The 18,040-nt window shown below is 72.3% G+C and carries 16 protein-coding genes; 11 read left to right on the forward strand and 5 right to left on the reverse strand.

Translation table 11 applies throughout. From position 1 onward, the window contains the following. Positions 1-84: 84 nt before the first annotated feature. Positions 85-1,434 (reverse strand): gephyrin-like molybdotransferase Glp, encoded by a 1,350-nt coding sequence (gene glp / locus ACIQFU_RS24290; RefSeq protein ID WP_402554262.1) that lies wholly within the window; start codon positions 1,432-1,434, stop codon positions 85-87. Continuing rightward, positions 1,431-2,342, reverse strand: a complete 912-nt coding sequence (gene galU, locus ACIQFU_RS24295; protein WP_402554263.1) for a UTP--glucose-1-phosphate uridylyltransferase GalU — start codon at positions 2,340-2,342, stop codon at positions 1,431-1,433. The genes glp and galU overlap by 4 nt, the downstream gene beginning before the upstream one ends. Before the next feature lie 93 nt (positions 2,343-2,435). On the opposite strand from galU, the gene ACIQFU_RS24300 reads away from it, so the two are divergent. Continuing rightward, positions 2,436-3,050 (forward strand): 5-formyltetrahydrofolate cyclo-ligase, encoded by a 615-nt coding sequence (locus tag ACIQFU_RS24300; protein WP_402554264.1) that lies wholly within the window; start codon positions 2,436-2,438, stop codon positions 3,048-3,050. Positions 3,051-3,117: 67 nt separating this feature from the next. Here the strand turns inward: ACIQFU_RS24300 and ACIQFU_RS24305 are convergent, their stop codons facing one another. Further along, positions 3,118-5,925, reverse strand: a complete 2,808-nt coding sequence (locus tag ACIQFU_RS24305; RefSeq protein WP_402554265.1) for a penicillin acylase family protein — start codon at positions 5,923-5,925, stop codon at positions 3,118-3,120. Between the two features lie 238 nt (positions 5,926-6,163). Between ACIQFU_RS24305 and ACIQFU_RS24310 the strand changes: the two genes are divergently transcribed. The 6 genes from ACIQFU_RS24310 to mscL all read left to right on the forward strand — a co-directional run bounded on the left by ACIQFU_RS24310 (position 6,164) and on the right by mscL (position 12,064). Continuing rightward, positions 6,164-7,762: a potassium/proton antiporter gene (locus ACIQFU_RS24310; RefSeq protein ID WP_402554266.1), complete on the forward strand. Its 1,599-nt coding sequence runs from the start codon at positions 6,164-6,166 to the stop codon at positions 7,760-7,762. Positions 7,763-8,013: 251 nt separating this feature from the next. Further along, on the forward strand, positions 8,014-9,279 hold the full coding sequence (locus ACIQFU_RS24315) for an MFS transporter (protein WP_402554267.1): 1,266 nt from the start codon (positions 8,014-8,016) through the stop codon (positions 9,277-9,279). A gap of 67 nt (positions 9,280-9,346) precedes the next feature. Next, on the forward strand, positions 9,347-9,682 hold the full coding sequence (locus ACIQFU_RS24320; protein ID WP_402554268.1) for an FmdB family zinc ribbon protein: 336 nt from the start codon (positions 9,347-9,349) through the stop codon (positions 9,680-9,682). Positions 9,683-9,782: 100 nt separating this feature from the next. Continuing rightward, on the forward strand, positions 9,783-10,655 hold the full coding sequence (locus ACIQFU_RS24325; RefSeq protein WP_402554269.1) for an S-methyl-5'-thioadenosine phosphorylase: 873 nt from the start codon (positions 9,783-9,785) through the stop codon (positions 10,653-10,655). Positions 10,656-11,014: 359 nt separating this feature from the next. Then, positions 11,015-11,482 (forward strand): hypothetical protein, encoded by a 468-nt coding sequence (locus tag ACIQFU_RS24330; RefSeq protein ID WP_402554270.1) that lies wholly within the window; start codon positions 11,015-11,017, stop codon positions 11,480-11,482. Positions 11,483-11,593: 111 nt separating this feature from the next. After that, a complete protein-coding gene (mscL, locus tag ACIQFU_RS24335; protein ID WP_402554271.1) occupies positions 11,594-12,064 on the forward strand; it encodes a large conductance mechanosensitive channel protein MscL in 471 nt (156 codons plus the stop codon). Between the two features lie 16 nt (positions 12,065-12,080). On the opposite strand, the gene ACIQFU_RS24340 is transcribed toward mscL, so the two are convergent. Next, positions 12,081-12,257, reverse strand: a complete 177-nt coding sequence (locus tag ACIQFU_RS24340; protein ID WP_402554272.1) for a hypothetical protein — start codon at positions 12,255-12,257, stop codon at positions 12,081-12,083. A gap of 113 nt (positions 12,258-12,370) precedes the next feature. On the opposite strand from ACIQFU_RS24340, the gene ACIQFU_RS24345 reads away from it, so the two are divergent. The 4 genes from ACIQFU_RS24345 to ACIQFU_RS24360 all read left to right on the forward strand — a co-directional run bounded on the left by ACIQFU_RS24345 (position 12,371) and on the right by ACIQFU_RS24360 (position 15,849). Then, positions 12,371-13,606 carry a low temperature requirement protein A gene (locus ACIQFU_RS24345; RefSeq protein ID WP_402554293.1) on the forward strand — a complete coding sequence of 412 codons (1,236 nt, stop codon included), beginning with the start codon at positions 12,371-12,373 and terminating at the stop codon, positions 13,604-13,606. A gap of 61 nt (positions 13,607-13,667) precedes the next feature. After that, positions 13,668-14,711, forward strand: coding sequence for a P1 family peptidase (locus ACIQFU_RS24350; RefSeq protein WP_402554273.1), 1,044 nt, complete (start codon positions 13,668-13,670; stop codon positions 14,709-14,711). A gap of 10 nt (positions 14,712-14,721) precedes the next feature. Continuing rightward, positions 14,722-14,928, forward strand: a complete 207-nt coding sequence (locus ACIQFU_RS24355) for a hypothetical protein (protein ID WP_402554296.1) — start codon at positions 14,722-14,724, stop codon at positions 14,926-14,928. Between the two features lie 168 nt (positions 14,929-15,096). Further along, positions 15,097-15,849: a DUF6227 family protein gene (locus ACIQFU_RS24360; RefSeq protein ID WP_402554274.1), complete on the forward strand. Its 753-nt coding sequence runs from the start codon at positions 15,097-15,099 to the stop codon at positions 15,847-15,849. 36 nt (positions 15,850-15,885) lie between these two features. Here the strand turns inward: ACIQFU_RS24360 and ACIQFU_RS24365 are convergent, their stop codons facing one another. Then, a complete protein-coding gene (locus ACIQFU_RS24365) occupies positions 15,886-18,027 on the reverse strand; it encodes a fructose-specific PTS transporter subunit EIIC (protein ID WP_402554275.1) in 2,142 nt (713 codons plus the stop codon). Positions 18,028-18,040: the final 13 nt, after the last annotated feature.

Here is an 18,040-nt window from a genome sequence, read left to right on the forward strand (position 1 = left end):
TCGTGCGGCGCTCCCGGTCCTGGCCCGGCGCGGTGCGGCGCGTGGGCCTGTTGTGCGCGACACGGTACCGCCATCGGGGACCGGTCAGCCGAGCAGGACCACCTCGACCTCGGCGCCGGGCTCGACGGACTCGGTGTCCTCGGGGACGACGATCAGCGCGTTCGCCTGTGCCAGGGCGGCCACGAGGTGGGAGCCGGAGCCGCCGACCGGCGCGACCGATCCGTCGGCGTGGCTGCCCCGCAGGAACTGCCGGCGGCCCTTCGGCGAGGTCAGCGCCTTGTCCGCGGCCAGGGACGCGGTGACCGTCGGACGGTGCACGTCGGGCAGGCCCATGAGGGTGCGGATCGCGGGGCGCACGAACAGCTCGAAGGAGACGTACGACGACACCGGGTTGCCGGGCAGCGCGAGCAGCGGGGTGTGGTCGGGGCCGACGGAACCGAAGCCCTGGGGCTTGCCGGGCTGCATGGCGAGCTTGCGGAAGTCCACGCCGCCGCCCGGCTCGTCCTCGTCGCCGACGTGCGCCAGCGCCTCCTTGACCACGTCGTACGCGCCGACGCTCACGCCGCCGGTGGTGACCATCAGGTCGGCGCGCACCAGTTGGTCCTCGATGGTGGACCGCAGGGTCTCCGCGTCGTCGGCGACGGCGCCCACGCGGTAGGCGATGGCGCCGGCGTCGCGGGCGGCCGCGGTGAGGGCGAAGCTGTTGGAGTCGTAGATCTGACCGGACGCCAGCTGTTCGTCGGGCTGGACCAGTTCGCTGCCGGTGGAGAGCACCACCACGCGCGGGCGCGGGCGCACCCGTACGGTGCCCCGGCCGATCGCGGCGAGCAGGCCGATCTGGGGCGGCCCGAGCACGGTGCCGGCCGTCAGGGCGCGGTCTCCCGAGCGGACGTCGCTGCCCCTGGCGCGCACGTGCGCGCGCTCCTCGGCCGGCCGGTAGACGTGGACGTGGCCCTCGGCGCCCTCGGGAGCCAGGCTGCGGGCCCGCATCCCGGTCGCGGGGCCCTCGCCGAGCCCGCCGTCGGTCCACTCGACGGGGACGACGGCCTCGGCGCCGGGCGGAAGCGGGGCGCCGGTCATGATGCGGGCGGCCTGGCCGGGGCCCACGGACGGCGCCTCGGCCTGGCCGGCGGCGACGTCGCCGACGACCTCCAGGACGGCGGGGAACTCCTCGCTGGCGCCCGCGACGTCGGTGACCCGCACCGCGTACCCGTCCATGGAGCTGTTGTCGAACGGCGGCAGGGACAGCGGCACCGTGATGTCGTCGACCAGGACGCAGCCCTGGGCGTCGAGCAGGTTCAGCTCGATGGGGTCCAGGGGGCGGACGGTGGCGAGGACGTCGTCCAGGTGCTCCTGGACCGACCACGGCCGGTCCGGACCGGGGTCCGCGGTGGCGTGGTCGTGACCGGTGTCACGGTGCGCGCTGCTGCTCAACGTCCCTGCATCTCCTCGGCTACGTAACTGCGGAGCCAGGTCCGGAAGTCCGGGCCCAGGTCTTCACGTTCGCATGCGAGTCTGACAATGGCACGCAGGTAGTCGCCGCGGTCGCCGGTGTCATAGCGGCGGCCCTTGAAGACGACGCCGTGCACCGGGCCGCCGGCCTTCTCGTCCGCCGCCAGCTGCTGGAGGGCGTCGGTGATCTGGATCTCGCCGCCGCGGCCGGGCTCGGTCTTGCGCAGTATGTCGAAGATGCGCGGGTCGAGGACGTAGCGGCCGATGATGGCGTAGTTGGAGGGGGCGTCGGCCGCGTCGGGCTTCTCGACCAGCCCGGTCACCTTGACGACGTCGCCGTCGCCGGTCGGGGCGACGGAGGCGCAGCCGTAGAGGTGGATCTGCTCCGGCGCGACCTCCATGAGGGCGATCACGCTGCCGCCGTACTGCTCCTGGACGTCGATCATGCGCTGGAGCAGCGGGTCGCGCGGGTCGATCAGGTCGTCGCCGAGCAGGACCGCGAAGGGCTCGTGGCCGACGTGCGGGGCGGCGCACAGCACGGCGTGGCCGAGGCCCTTGGGGTCGCCCTGGCGGACGTAGTGCATCATCGCGAGGTCGCTGGATTCCTGGACCTTGGCCAGGCGACCCGCGTCGCCCTTCTTCTGGAGGGCGGACTCCAGTTCGTAATTGCGGTCGAAGTGGTCCTCCAGGGGGCGCTTGTTGCGGCCCGTGACCATGAGGACGTCGCCGAGGCCCGCGGCCACGGCCTCTTCGACCACGTACTGGATCGCCGGCTTGTCGACGACCGGCAGCATCTCCTTGGGAGTGGCCTTGGTGGCCGGCAGGAACCGGGTACCGAGACCGGCTGCTGGGATGACAGCCTTGCTGATCCTGGGGTGGGACTGAGTCATGCGCGCCACCCTATCCGGTGCCTATAGGGAGAATCTGTGACTCGAAGCCCTTCGCGCTCATATGAGCGCATGAATGCGGGACAGGAGTCACCCATGTCTCAGACCGGCCCTGCGGACGAACCTGACAAGCGGACGTTGCGGCGGGATTTCCTCACGGCGAGAAGCAGGTTGACGCCGGATGACGTGCGGGAAGCCGCCGAGGAGCTGGCCGTGCGGGCGCTCGGGCTGCCGGAGGTTGCGGGGGCGCGCACGGTGGCGGCGTACGTCTCCATGGGCGCCGAGCCGGGCACCCTCGCGCTCCTGGACGCGCTGCGCGCGCGGGGTGTGCGCGTCCTGCTGCCCGCACTGCTGCCGGACAACGACCTGGACTGGGGCGAGTACGCCGGGGAGGGCTCCCTCGCGCGCGTGCGGCACGGCGGGCGGATGGAGCTGTCCGAGCCCGCCGGTGAGCGTCTGGGGCCGGACGCGGTGACGCGGGCCGACGTCGTGCTGCTGCCGGGGGTGGCGGTGGACGGCCGCGGCCTGCGGCTCGGGCGCGGCGGCGGGTCGTACGACCGGGTGCTCGCACGTCTGGAGGCCGCGGGGGCGCGGCCCGCGCTGCTGGTGCTGCTGTACGACCGGGAGGTCGTCGCGCGCGTCCCCGCGGAGGCCCACGACCGGCCGGTGGACGCGGTGGTGACGCCGTCGGGGGTGCGCAGGTTCCGCTGACGCAGGGGCGCACGGGAAACGGCCTCCACGCACGCGTGGAGGCCGTTCTCGTGCGACGGGCGCGGGGCTACGGCTTGAGCACCAGCGTGTCGCTCGTGCTCTCGTCGACCGCCTTCTTCGAGAAGGACCACGGCAGCAGTTCGCCGTTGGCCCACTTGTCGGTCTGGTCGGTGTAGTGGGCGCTGTAGGCGTGTCCGGAGGCGCCGGTGAGGTTGATCCAGCGGGACTTGTCGAGGTCGCCGAGGTTGACCACCATCCGCATGGACGGCACCCAGATCACCCCGTAGCCGCCGGCCGCGTTCCAGCCGGAGGCGTTGACCGCCGCCTCGCCGCCGCTGAGCTTCCAGGGGCCGCGGTTGAGGGCGTACTTCAGGAAGCCGGGGCCCTCGGTGCCCAGGGTCTGGTTCTTCAGGAACAGGCGGTGCAGCCGGCCCCAGTTCCAGGTGTCGATGTCCTTGCCGAGCTTGGCCGTCAGCTCCCAGCGGGCGTCGATCATGGCGCGCTTGAACAGGTCGTCGCGGTTGTGGTCGGCGCCCTTGCGGGTGCCGGAGGCCGGCGTCGTCCACCAGTCGCTCTTCGGCTTCTCCATCAGCGTGCGGACCACCTCGAACCAGCGGTCGCCGCCGTCCGGCTGCGCCTGGCCGGCGTCGCGCTGGCCGCACTCGCGGACCTTGTTGGTCTCGTCCGCGGGGCCCGTGGTGTTGACCGGGTCGACCCACAGGCACTGGCCCTCGACCCGCAGCTCCTTGGGCAGCTTGTTGCCGAAGGCGAGCTTGAGGACGTTGCGCCAGACGGCGTTGAAGTAGGCGGCGGCCGCCGAGTCGGCGTCCTGGGTGTAGTCCCAGCCCTCCAGCAGCTTCTGCGCCTCGCGGACGTCCTTGTCGTCGATGTCGATCTTCAGCAGCTGGGGCACGAGCAGCTTGGCCATCTCGCTGCTGTTGTCCAGCTGCATCTGGCGCATGTCGTCGGTGGAGATCTTTCCGCCGTCCTTGATCTTCTGCTCGATCAGGGAGGTGATGCGCTGGCTGCGGGCGCCGTAGCCCCAGTCCGTGGTGAGCGTGTACGGGTAGTCGTCCTCGTCGACGGCGGCCTGGTTGGCGGTCACGATGTAGCCGCGCTCCGGGTCGTACTCGTAGGGCAGCTCGTCCTGGTCGATGTACTCGCCGGTCCAGCGGTACTTGGAGCTCCAGCCCGGCGCCGGGACCGAGCCGTCGTGACCCTCGGCGCGCACCGGGATCCGGCCGGGCAGCGTGTAGCCGATGTGCTCGCTGTCGGCGTAGACCAGGTTCTGCGAGGGCACGTCGAACAGGGTGGCGGCCTCGCGGAAGTCGTCCCAGTTCTGCGCCCGGTCGATCGCGAAGACGGAGTCCATGGTGGTGCCCGCCTCCAGCGCGGTCCAGCGCAGGGCGACGCCGTAGCCGTCGCCGCGGTCGGGGGCGGCGCTGCCGACGGTGGCCTTCTTGCCGGTCTTCACCAGCTCGTCGTCGCGGTCGGAGAGCAGGGGGCCGTTGTTGGTCTCGCGGACGACGATCTTCTTGGAGTCGCCGCCGGCGACCTTGATGGTCTCCTCGCGCGTCTCGAAGGGGACCACCTTGCCGTCGTACTGGTAGCCCTCGCCGGTGATCTTCTCCAGGTAGAGGTCGGTGACGTCGGCGCCGGAGTTGGTCAGGCCCCAGGCGATCTCCTGGTTGTGGCCGATGACCACGCCGGGCATGCCCGCGAAGGTGTATCCGGCCACGTCGTACTGGCACTTGGCGGAGACGGTGCGGCAGTGCAGGCCCATCTGGTACCAGACGGACGGCAGGGACGGCGACAGGTGCGGGTCGTTGGCCAGCAGCGGCTTGCCGGTGATGGTGTGCTTGCCGGAGACGACCCATGAGTTGGAGCCGATGCCGTTGCCGTTCACGCCGACTGCGGTGGGGACGTCGTCCAGGACCTCCTGGAGGCCCGCCAGTTGCCCCTGGAGGGCGTTTCCGGAGCCGGTGCCGGTGCCGGTTCCCGTACCTGTGCCCGTGCCGGTGCCCGTACCCGTGCCGGTCCCGGTCCCCGTGCCGTCGCCCTCGCCGCTGCCCGACGAACCGCCGTCGCCGCCGTCGAACGTCTGGTTGAGCTCGTCGTACTGGCCCTCCTGGACGATCGCCTTGTTGCGGTCGTACGGGTACGCCGGGTAGAGGTCGGCGATCTGCTTGGGGCCGAGGCGGCTGGTCATCAGGGCGCGGTCGACCTCGTCCTGCATGTTGCCGCGCAGGTCCCAGGCCATCGCCTTCAGCCAGGCCACCGAGTCGACCGGGGTCCACTCCTCGGGCCGGTAGTCGTTGGTGAACCCGAGGGCGGCGTACTCCAGGGAGATGTCCGCGCCGTCCTTGCCCTTCAAGTAGGCGTTGACGCCCTTCGAGTACGCCTGGAGGTACTTCTTCGTGGAGTCCGACAGCTTCTCGTCGTACTCCTTCTTCGCCACCCGGTGCCAGCCCAGGGTGCGCAGGAACTCGTCGTTGTCGATCTGGCCCTTGCCGAACATCTCCGACAGGCGCCCGGCGGTCATGTGCCGGCGGACGTCCATCTCGTAGAACCGGTCCTGCGCCTGGACGTAGCCCTGGGCCATGAACAGGTCCTCCTCGGAGGAGGCGTAGACCTGCGGGATGCCGTACCCGTCGCGCTTGACGTCGACCGGACCCGACAGGCCGTCCAGCGTGATCGAGCCCTTGGTCTGCGGGAAGGACGCGCGGACGGTGCTGATCGACCAGTACGCCCCGTAGGCGAGGCCGCCGATGAGGGCCAGGACCAGAACGAGCACGAGCAGCCGGCCCTTGCGCCCCTTCTTCCTGCCGGACGTGCCGGACCGCTGACCCGGGGAGGCGGTTGTGGTGGGGGGCATCGCTGTCCTTGCTGTCCTAACACGAGCGGCAGGGGCGGGCTGTGCTTCGTACGGAGGCCGAGCGCTGAGCGCCGAGCGCTGGAGCAACTGTAGGCGCAGACCCGGCGACGCCTTGACGCGGAGTCGGGTACCGGGACGCACGGGCGTTCGATCTTGCCAACCCGAGCGTCAAGAAAGCGTCAAGAGTTAGGTAAGGTAACGAAGTAGTTGCCCACGCAGCACGGCGGATTCGTGTGCCATGGAGGTGCGGCTCGCGCACGACGCGGGCGCGTTCGCCCACGCTGTGATCCGTGCTGTGCGCCAGGGAAGGGAACGGCCGCTGACTGTCCACCACCTCAACCAGCTCCTGCTCGTCTGCTCGCTCGTCCTGCTCATCGCCGTGGCGGCGGTCCGGATCTCCTCGCGCAGCGGGCTCCCCAGCCTGCTCGTCTACCTGGCCATCGGCATCGCCATGGGCCAGGACGGCATCGGCCACATCAAGTTCGACAACGCCGAACTGGTCCAGGTGATCGGTTACGGGGCCCTCGTCGTGATCCTGGCCGAGGGCGGCCTCGGCACGAAGTGGAAGGAGGCGAAACCGGCGCTACCGGCCGCCTCCGCGCTGGCCCTGGCCGGAGTCGCGGTGAGCGTCGGCGTGACCGCGGCGGGCGCGCACTACCTGACGGGGCTGGAGTGGCGGCAGGCACTCATCGTCGGTGCCGTGGTCTCCTCCACGGACGCCGCGGCCGTCTTCTCGGTCCTGCGCCGGATCCCGCTGCCGAAGCGGATAACGGGCACGTTGGAGGCCGAGTCCGGCTTCAACGACGCCCCCGTGGTCATCCTCGTGGTGGCCTTCTCCACGGCCGGCCCGATCGAGCACTGGTACGTGCTGCTCGGCGAGATCGCCCTGGAGCTGGCCATCGGCGCGGCCATCGGGCTCGCGGTGGGCTGGCTGGGTTCCTGGGGACTGAAGCACGTCGCGCTGCCCGCCTCCGGCCTCTACCCCATCGCCGTCCTGTCGATCGCCGTCGCGGCCTACGCGGCCGGTGCCATGGCCCACGGCAGCGGCTTCCTGGCCGTCTACCTCGCCTCCATGGTCATGGGCAACGCGCGGCTGCCGCACTGGCCCGCCACCCGCGGGTTCGCCGACGGGCTCGGCTGGCTCGCCCAGATCGGCATGTTCGTCCTGCTGGGCCTGCTGGTCACCCCGCACGAACTGGGCGACGACATCCTGCCCGCCCTCGTCATCGGCCTGGTACTCACCATGGTCGCGCGTCCGCTGAGCGTCGTGCTGTGCCTGACGCCCTTCCGGGTGCCGTGGCAGGAGCAGGCCCTGATGTCGTGGGCGGGGCTGCGCGGCGCGGTGCCCATCATCCTGGCGACGATCCCCATGGTCGAGGGCGTCACCGGCAGTCAACGGATCTTCAACATCGTCTTCGTGCTGGTCGTCGTCTACACCCTGGTCCAGGGGCCGACGCTGCCGTGGCTGGCCCGCTTGCTGCGCCTGGGCAAGGGCGACGAGGCCGCCGACCTCGGCATCGAGTCGGCGCCACTGGAGCGGCTGCGCGGGCACCTGCTGTCGGTGACGATCCCCGAGGGCTCGAAGATGCACGGCGTCGAGGTCAACGAACTGCGGCTGCCCACCGGGTCCGCCGTCACGCTGGTCGTCCGCGACGGGACGTCCTTCGTGCCGCTGCCCACCACGGGGCTGCGCCGCGGGGACGAACTCCTGGTGGTCGCCACCGACCCGGTCCGGGACGCGGCCGAGGCGCGGCTGCGCGCGGTCGGCCACGGCGGCAAGCTGGCCGGCTGGCTGGGCACCGGGGGGACGGGGAGCGCCCGCCGCAATCGCAGGTGAGCACGGGAGGGGTGCCGCCTTTCACAGGCCGCACCCCTCCCACCCCCTGTACGATGAAGGCCGCACCTGATCGAACCACCTCTGTCTGATGCAGAGCTGGCGCGACCGTATGGCGGTCGGATCGCCCCCTCGTCAACGCGGGCTCCGGCATCTACCGCAGTCCGCGCAAGTGGACAGCTCTCGGCGCTCCCGCACGACGACCACCACGAGGCGGCGGGACCGCGCTACCAGGCGGCAGAAAGGCACGGGCCGTGGCATCCACGGTCACCCGTCCGGGATACGGGCAGCTGCTGCGCACCCGCGGCGTCTGGACGTTCCTGCTCCCCGGCTTCGCGGCACGCCAGCCGTTCGCGATGCTGACCCTCTCCATCGTGCTGCTGGTGCAGCACACCACTGGCTCCTACGGCGTCGCGGGCGCCGCCGCGGCCGTCACCGGCGTCTCCATGGCCCTGTTCGCCCCCTACAGCGGCCGGCTCGCCGACCGCTACGGGCAGCGCGCCGTCCTGCTGCCCGGGGTGCTCGTGCACGCGGCCTCCGGCCTCACCCTGACCGTCCTCGCGCTCGCCGACGCGCCCCTGTGGGCGCTGTTCCTGGCGGCCGTGCCCACCGGCGCCTCGGTGCCGCAGGTCGGGCCGATGGTGCGGGCCCGCTGGGCCGTGAAGCTCAAGGACTCCCCCCTGCTGAGCACGGCGGCCGCCTTCGAGTCCGTCACCGACGAGCTGACCTTCGTCCTCGGTCCCCTGGTGGCGACCGCCCTGTGCACGGCCGTCGACCCCGCGGCCGGCCTGGTCACGGAGGCCGCGCTCACCCTGGTGGGCGGTCTGCTGTTCGCCGCGCAGAAGAGCACCCAGCCGACCGTCGGCGGCACCGACGGCGAGCACGCGCGCGCGGAGCACGTTTCCGCGCTGCGGGTCCCCGGCGTGCGGGTGCTGATCGTCGTCTTCCTGGGCATCGGTTCCGTCTTCGGCGGCATGCAGGTGTCGCTGGCCGCCTTCACGGAGTCGATCGGCGAGCCCGGCCTGAACGGCGTCCTGTACGGCGTCTTCGCGGCGGGCAACATGATCTCCGGCCTGGCCTGCGGCGCCATCGCCTGGAAGGTGGCCCCGCAGCAGCGCCTCCTGGTCGGCTACACCGCCCTCGCGCTGACCGCGTCCGGCCTGTGGGCCGCGCACTCGGTGCTCGTGCTGGCCGGCCTCGGCCTGCTCGTCGGCATGTGCATCGCGCCCGCCATCGTCACCGGCTACACCCTGGTCGAGGGCCTGGTCCCGGCCGGGGCCCGCACCGAGGCCTTCACCTGGCTGACCGGCGCCGTCGCACTGGGCCAGGCGGCCGCCGTGACCGTCGCGGGACAGCTGGAGGACCGGTTCCGGGACGGCGCCGGATTCCTGGTGCCGATGGGCGGCACGGTCCTCGCGCTGGCGGTCCTGGTGACGCTGCGCTCGCGGCTGGCGACCCGGTCCCAGGGCCGTACGGTCGCACGTGGTGTCGGTCACCGCGCGCCCGCCACAGTGGACTGATCCCGCGGAATAGGTCACTATGGACCGTCGTTAGCACTCATCGAGTGAGAGTGCCAGGAGGAAGACAGTGCCGACGTACCAGTACCAGTGCACCGAGTGCGGCGAGGGCCTCGAGGCGGTGCAGAAGTTCACCGACGACGCCCTTACCGAGTGCCCGAACTGCCAGGGCCGCCTGAAGAAGGTGTTCTCGGCCGTCGGCATCGTCTTCAAGGGCTCCGGCTTCTACCGCAACGACAGCCGCGGCAGCTCGTCGAGCAGCTCGCCCGCGCCGTCGTCCTCGAAGGCGTCGTCCTCGGCTTCGTCGTCCTCGGACTCGGGCTCGGGCTCGTCCTCGTCGTCGTCCTCCTCAGGCTCCGGCTCGTCGGGCTCGGGCAGCTCCTCCGCGGGCACCACCGCCGCGTAGCCCCCTGCCCCACCCGCCGCCCGGCACCAGTTCTTACGGGACCCTGTCGTCGTCCGACGACGGGGTCCGCGGCGTTGGCCGAGGCGGTTAGGGTGCGGGCATGGCGAACAAGGTGAAGGCCGGGAACGGGCAGGCCGCGGATGTGCGGGCCGAGATCGGCGTGATCGGGGGCTCCGGGTTCTACTCGTTCCTCGACGACGTGACCGAGGTCCGCGTGGACACCCCGTACGGGCCGCCCAGCGACTCCCTCTTCGTCGGCGAGGTCGCCGGCCGGCGGGTCGCCTTCCTCCCCCGGCACGGCCGCGGCCACCATCTGCCGCCGCACCGGATCAACTACCGCGCCAACCTGTGGGCGCTGCGCTCGGTGGGCGCCCGCCAGGTCTTCGGCCCGTGTGCGGTCGGCGGTCTGCGCCCCGAGTACGGGCCGGGCACACTGCTGGTGCCGGACCAGTTCGTCGACCGCACGAAGTCCCGCCCGTCCACCTACTTCGACGGGCTGCCCACACCCGACGGCACGGTGCCCAACGTGGTGCACGTGTCGCTGGCCGACCCGTACTGCCCCACCGGGCGGGCCGCCGCGCTGAAGGCGGCCAGGGGACGGGAGTGGGAGCCGGTGGACGGCGGCACCCTGGTCGTGGTCGAGGGGCCACGCTTCGGGACCCGGGCGGAGTCCCTGTGGCACCGGGCGCAGGGCTGGTCGGTGGTGGGCATGACCGGCCACCCGGAGGCGGCACTCGCCCGTGAACTGGAGCTCTGCTACACCTCGCTGACCCTCGTGACCGACCTCGACGCCGGTGCGGAGAGCGGCGAAGGCGTCTCGCACGAGGAGGTGCTGCGGGTGTTCGCGGCGAACGTGGACCGGCTGCGGGGCGTCCTGTTCGACGCGGTGGCCGCGCTGCCGGCGACCGGGGAGCGGGACTGCCCGTGCGGGGCGGCGCTGGGCGGGATGGATCCGGGGATCGCGCTGCCGTAGGGGGGTGCGGGGCGAGGCGCCGGGGCACCGGAACAGGCCGACGTACTGGCACCAGCCGACGTACTGGAACAGGCCGAGCTACCGGAACAGGCCGAGGTACTGGAACAACCCGTTCCGGTGAGGGAGTTGTCCACAACCCGTCGGTGGTCCACGGGCTTCGGCGGGATCCGGTGAAAAGCCCCATCGTGGGAGCGCAAGCCGGTTCCTCGTCACAGGTGGTGGTCACCGTGTTCCGTCCCGCCCTGCCCTCTCCCTCTCTCCCTCCTTCCACCCCCCTCCTCCCCAACGCCGGCCTCTCCTCCGCCGGCTCGTTCCCTCCCCCGCTCCCGGCCGGGACTGAAGCGCCGCCCACCTGCGAGGTGCCGCACTTCGCCCCGGTGCGGGTGCGCGGCGGGCGCCGGCGGCTGCACCGGCTCGTGCGTCACCGGCGACGAGCCCTCGCCGTCGGGCTCGCCGTCACCGCCGCGGCGCTGGTGGCCGCGGGCCCGCGTCCGGTCACCGGCGAGCAGGAGACGCGGCGGGCGCGTGGGCATCCGGTGGCCGAGCGGCACGGCACCCGGCTCGTGGCGGCGCCGGTGCGGATCGCCGACGCGGCCACGGTGCGGCTGCTCAGGCCGGGCGACCGCGTCGACGTCGTCGCGGCCGGGGACGGCGGTGCGGGTGACGCCTCCGTGCTCGCGCGCGGTGTGCGGGTGGCGAAGGTGCCCGAGCCCGTGGAGGGCTCGGCGGCGGGTGGAGCGCTGGTCGTGGTCTCGGTGCCGCGTGCCACCGCCCATCGGCTGGTCGGCGCGGCTACCACGGCACGGTTGGCGGTGACCTTGTGCTGAGCCGGTCAAGTCCCTCGTTCGAGGGACCGGATTGGACAGGACGGCCCAACGCTGCCGTAGGTTTCGGAGCGTTTGGTTCCTACACCTGTTCAAGCGAGGAGTGCTCCCACCGTGAGCGAGAAGAGCGAGCCGAGCGTCTGGCAGGGCTTCAAGGCCTTCCTGATGCGCGGCAACGTCATCGACCTGGCGGTGGCCGTCGTCATCGGCGCCGCCTTCACCAAGATCGTCAACTCGGTGGTGGAGGGGGTCATCAACCCGCTGGTCGGGGCGTTCGGCACGCAGAGCCTGGACAGTTACAGCTCGTGTCTGAAGGGCCCGTGCGAAGGGACCGGCGACAGCGCGACGGGTGTGCGGATTCTCTGGGGCTCGGTGCTGGGGGCCACCCTCACGTTCCTGATCACGGCGGCCGTCGTCTACTTCCTGATGGTGCTGCCCATGTCGAAGTACCTGGCCCGGCAGGAGGCACGCCGCAAGGCCAAGGAGAGCGCCGAGGAGGTCATCGAGGTCTCCGAGCTGGAGGTGCTCAAGGAGATCCGCGACGCGCTGATCGCCCAGCGCGGCTCGGGGCACGACCGCTCCTAGGGCTCGCGCCCGCCGCTCAGAGGTGGTGGGGCGGCTTCTCGTCGAGGAAGCGCTTCAGGTCGGCCGCGCTGTCGCCCTCGGGGCGCTCGCCCCAGCCGCGGTCGGTGTCGTCCGAGGTCTGCTGGTCCAGCGGGTCGTCGAAGACCAGCGCGGGCCTGGGCGCCCGAGGCTCGGGGTCGGGGGTGGTACTCATGCTTCCAGGGTACGGCTCGCCCCGTGGACGGCGTCCCCCGCGCCCCGCTCACCCCGGCGGACGGGCTGGTCCGCAAGCACTTCCGTGCCGTCTCTGCTGTGCTGGGAGCCATGATGTCCAGTCCCTCCTCCGCGACCGCGCCCTCCGGACCACCACCGGACGACCACCCTCCGGTGCGCCGCCTGATGGCACGCCACCGGCACGAGGCGCACCGCGCCGCCACGCCGCTCGAGCTCCTCTTCGACCTGTGCTTCGTCGTCGCCATCGCCCAGGCCGGCGTGCAACTGGTGCACTCCGTCGCCGGGGGGCATGCCGGGCAGGGCGTCCTCAACTACGCGATGGTCTTCTTCGCCATCTGGTGGGCGTGGATGAACTTCACGTGGTTCGCCTCGGCGTACGACAACGACGACGTCCTGTACCGGGTCGTCACGCTCGTCCAGATCGCCGGTGTGCTGGTCCTGGCGGCGGGGGTCTCCCGGGCCTTCGAGGACCACGACTGGGCGGCCGTCGTCATCGGCTACCTGATCATGCGGGTGGCCATGGCGGCGCAGTGGCTCAGGGCGGGCCGGTCCGCGGCACCGCCGGAGAGCACCATGGCGCGGAGATACGCGGCCGGCGTGCTGCTCTGCCAGGTCGGCTGGCTGGGGCTGCTGTTCCTGCCGGAGGGCGGCCGGGGCTGGCTGTTCCTGGTGATGGTGGTGCTGGAGCTGTGCGTGCCGGCGTTCGCCGAGCGCAGGCATCCGTCGAACTGGCACCCGCACCACATCTCCGAGCGGTACGGGCTGCTCACGATCATCGTCCTCGGCGAGACCGTCGCCGCGGCCACGGTGGCGGTGAAGTCGGGCATCGAGGAGAACGACGCGCTGGGCGAGGTGCTGCCGATCGCCGCGGGCGGGCTGCTGATCGTCTTCGCGGCCTGGTGGATCTACTTCGTGGTCCCCGTCCACAGCCACCTGCGGTCCAACAGGCAGTCCTTCCTCTGGGGCTACGGCCACTACCTGGTGTTCTCCTCGGCGGCGGCGATCGGGGCGGGGCTGGAGGTGGCGGTGGAGCATGCCGTGGGCAAGGCGCACATCTCGGCGCTCGCGGCCTCCTTCGCGGTGACCCTGCCGACGGCGGTCTTCCTGCTCACGGTGTGGGCGCTGCACGCCCGGCACTTCAAGGTGGGCGTCGCTGAGCAGCTCGTGCTGCCGACGGCCGCGCTGCTGGTGCTCGCCTGCACCTTCCTGGGCGGCGAGGCGGTGCTCGTGGCGGGGATCGTGCTGGCGCTGGCCGTGGCCGCGGGGGTGACGCTGACCGCGCGGCGGACCGAACGGGAGCGGCGGCGGACGACGGCGCCGGCCGCCTGAGGCACGCTCAGGTGCACGCCGGCTCCCGGGCCGGCGCGGGTGGCTGGACGAGACTGGCCGTATGACAGTTGACGCATTGACGGACGTCGCCGGTCTGCTGGTGGGGCATGCGACGCGGGCCGGGGACGGGTGGCTCACGGGGACGACGGTGGTGCTCGCGCCGGAGGGCGGGGCGGTCGCCGGTGTGGATGTGCGCGGCGGCGGCCCCGGCACCAAGGAGACCGACGCCCTCGATCCGCGCAACCTGGTGCAGAAGGTGCAGGCGGTGGTGCTGACCGGCGGCAGCGCCTACGGGCTCGACGCGGCCTCGGGGGTGATGGCCTGGCTGGAGGAGCGGAGACGCGGGGTGCGGGTCGGTCCCGACCCGGCGCACGTGGTGCCGGTGGTGCCCGCGGCCTGCGTCTTCGACCTGGGCCGTGGGGGCGACTTCCGGGCCAGGCCGGACGCGGCGACCGGGTACGCGGCGGCGGAGGCGGCCCACGCGAGTACGCCGGGCGCCGAGGTGGCCGAGGGGTGTGTCGGGGCCGGTACCGGGGCTGTCGTCGGCACGTTGAAGGGCGGGGTGGGCACCGCGAGCACCGTGCTGGACTCGGGGATCACGGTGGCGGCGCTGGTGGTGGCCAACGCGGCGGGATCGGTGACGGATCCGGAAACGGGGGTGCTCTACGGGGAGTTGTTCCGGGGCGGTCGGGTGGAGTACCCGGCGCCGGACGTCCACGAGGCCGCGGGGCGGCGCCTGGCCGAGGTCGCGGCGAGGAACGCGCCGCCGCCGCTGAACACCACGCTCGCCGTGGTCGCCACCGACGCCGGCCTGTCCAAGGCGCAGGCGCAGAAGCTGGCCGGCACCGCGCACGACGGCATCGCGCGTGCCGTGCGGCCGGTGCACCTGCTCAGCGACGGTGACACGGTGTTCGCCCTGGCGACCGGGGTGCGTCCGCTCGACGCCGGGCAGCCGCTCGCGCTGAACGAGGTGCTGGCGGCGGGCGCGGACGTGGTGACGCGCGCGATCGTCCGCGCGGTCCGGGCCGCCGGGCCGGTGGACGGCCCCGGCGGGGCCTGGCCGTCGTACGGGGAGCTGTACGGGCGGCCGTCCAGGGCCAGTTGACCCGTCCGCGTTGCGATTGTCCGGGTTTTGTCACGCGTCGGCGTTCCGGGCGGCCCGCAGGAACCCCACCGGCGGCCGCAAGTGGTTCTTCGACAACTCGCTCGTCGGGGACGTCGTCATCGTCGAGAACTCCCCGGACGACACGGTCGCGCCGGACAACGGCCTCAACGGCTGGAACATGCCGTGGAGCGAGTGGACCACCCAAAGCACCGGCTGATCAGCCTGTGAGCAGGAAGTTTTGACGGTTCGTCGGGCCGCGCGGAAACTTTTCGCGCGGCCCCCGCGTTTTTCGTGCGTACGTTTTCTCGGTTCCCGGACATGATGTCCGACCGAGGGGCTACGGTATGCACCCACAAGGTGACATGCAGCAACGCCGGGAGAAACCTTGAGCGTTCCGTACGAGACGGCAGCGTACGAACCACCCGAGTCGCCCGAGTCTCCGGAGGAGCACCTCATGCGGCTGCTCGGACGCGCGCTGAACTCATTCGAGCTGCCCGACGAGACCCTGCGGCGGCTGGACTGCGCGCTGGCGCACGACGGTTCACTGCACTCCGCGCACCACAGCGCGGGACTGCACCGGGAGACGTACCGCCACACCTGGCTGCTCGCCGACGGTTCGGCGCTCACCCTCTGGGAGCTGGTCCACAACACCGCCCCGGGCAGCGAACCGCAGCACGAGGTCTACGTGGACGAGGAGGAGCTGCGCACCGCGGGCTCCCGGCTGGCTCTGCCGCCCGACACGCCGGACTTCGAACTGCCGGTGCAGGTGCAGCTGTCGCCCGTCCCCACGCCGCGTCACGCGTACGTCCCGGACGCCTCGGCGGACCATGCCCGCCGGCTGCTGCGCCGCGCGGAGAACGCGGACCGCCCGGGCGCCGACCTCGCCGCCCTGCTGGCGACGGCGTGCGGGCACCAGATCGCCCAGGCCTTCGGCGGCCCCGGCCGGGCGGGACGCGCCCGGATCGGCTTCTCGCTCTACGAGCACGCGTTCCTGCTGCGCGACGGCGTGGAGGTCTCCCTCTGGGAGGTCGAGCACACGGCCACGCCGGACGGCCGGCACATGTGCGAGGTCTACGAGAGCGAGGACACCGCCCGCCGGGCGATGGAGCGGCGCGCGGCACAACAGGTGTCGCCGTAGCGCGCCCCGCTCCCCTTCGGCCCGCCGGGGCGCTCCTTACGCGGCCACCGGCTGCTTCGCGCCCTCCGTCGGGGCCGACGGGCCCGCGCCGCCCGGTCCTTGGGCCGCCGCTCCCGACACCGGCTTGCGCAGCCCCTTGAGGACGATCACCAGGGCCGTGGTGACACAGACACCGGCCGCGACGGCGACCAGGTAGAGCAGCGGGTTGCCGATCAGCGGGACCACGAAGATGCCGCCGTGCGGGGCGCGCAGCGTCGCGCCGAAGGCCATCGACAGGGCGCCGGTGACCGCGCCGCCCACCATCGAGGACGGGATGACGCGCAGCGGGTCGGCCGCGGCGAACGGGATCGCGCCCTCGGAGATGAAGGAGGCGCCGAGGACCCAGGCGGCCTTGCCGTTCTCGCGCTCGGCGGCGTTGAAGAGCCGGCCGCGCACGGTCGTGGCCAGGGCCATCGCCAGCGGCGGGACCATGCCGGCCGCCATGACCGCCGCCATGATCTTCATGGCCGAGTCGCTGGGGCTGGCGACCGCGATGCCCGCGGTGGCGAAGGTGTAGGCGACCTTGTTGACCGGGCCGCCGAGGTCGAAGCACATCATCAGGCCGAGCAGCGCGCCGAGCAGGACGGCGTTGGCGCCGGACAGACCGTTCAGCCAGTCGGTCATCCCGGACTGAGCGGAGGCGATGGGCTTGCCGATCACCACGAACATCAGGAACCCGACGACCGCCGCCGAGATCAGCGGGATCACCACCACCGGCATGATGCCGCGCAGCGACTTCGGTATGGGTACCCGCTGGATCGCCAGCACCACCGCACCGGAGATCAGACCGGCCGCCAGACCGCCGAGGAAGCCCGCGTTGATGGTGAGCGCGATCGAACCGCCGACGAAGCCGGGGACCAGGCCCGGCCGGTCCGCCATGCCGTAGGCGATGTAGCCGGCCAGCACCGGGACGAGGAAGGCGAAGGCCACGCCGCCGATCTGGAACAGCAGCGCCGCCCAGCTGTCCGCCTGGGTCCACACGAAGTGGTCCATCACGGAGGGCGCCTTGTTGATCTCGTAGCCGCCGATCGCGAAGCCCAGGGCGATCAGCAGACCGCCCGCGGCGACGAACGGGACCATGTAACTGACGCCGGACATGAGCCACTTGCGCAGCTTGGTGCCGTAGCCCTCGCCGGACTCGCCGCCGCGCTCGACGGGCGTCGCGCCCGGAGCGGCGGAGGTGACCTCGCCGCGGGCGGCCCTGTCGCGGACCTCGCCGATCAGCTCGCCCGGCCGGTTGATGGCGGCCTTGACGCCGGTGTCGACGGTGGCCTTCCCGGCGAAGCGTTCCTTGTCGCGCACGGGCACGTCGTGGGCGAAGATCACGCCGTCCGCCGCCTCGATCACCGCCGGGTCGAGCCGGGTGAACCCGGCCGAGCCCTGGGTCTCGACGACGAGGTCGACGCCCGCCTCGCGGCCCGCGTTCTCCAGCGACTCGGCGGCCATGTAGGTGTGCGCGATGCCGGTGGGGCAGGAGGTGACGGCGACGATACGGAAGGGGCGCTCGGACCCGCCGCCGCCCTCGCCGGAGCTGCCCGGGGCGGCCTCGGCGGAGGCCGCCGCCGAGACCGCGCCGGTGTCCGCGGTGGCCCCGGCCTCACCGGTCTCCCCGGTGGTGCCCGTGGCGCCGGTGGTGTCCGTAGTGCCGGTGGTGTCCGTAGTGCCGGTGGTGTCCGTGGTGTCCTCGCCCGGTGTCGCCTCCTCCCCGCGGATCAGCGCGGCGGCGCCCGCCGCGTCGTCCACCGAGCGCAGCGCGGCGGTGAACTCGGCGTTCATCAGCTGCCGGGCCAGCGAGGAGAGGATCGTCAGATGGGCGTCGTCGGCGCCCGCCGGGGCGGCGATCAGGAAGATCAGGTCGGCCGGCCCGTCCGTCGCCCCGAAGTCGACGCCGGCCGCGCTGCGCCCGAAGGCGAGCGTGGGCTCGGTGACGTGCTCGCTGCGGCAGTGCGGGATGCCGATGCCGCCGTCGAGGCCGGTGGGCATCTGCGCCTCCCGGGCGGCCACGTCGGCGAGGAAGCCTTCCAGGTCGGTCACCCGGCCGAGGGCGACCATCCGCTGCGCGAGGGCACGCGCCGCCGCTTCCTTGGTGTCGGCGGACAGGTCGAGGTCGACCAGGTCCGCGGTGATCATGTCGCTCATCGCGGGCTCCTTA

Origin of the sequence: Streptomyces sp. NPDC093065, from assembly GCF_044754585.1 — a bacterium.
Lineage (GTDB): Bacteria > Actinomycetota > Actinomycetes > Streptomycetales > Streptomycetaceae > Streptomyces.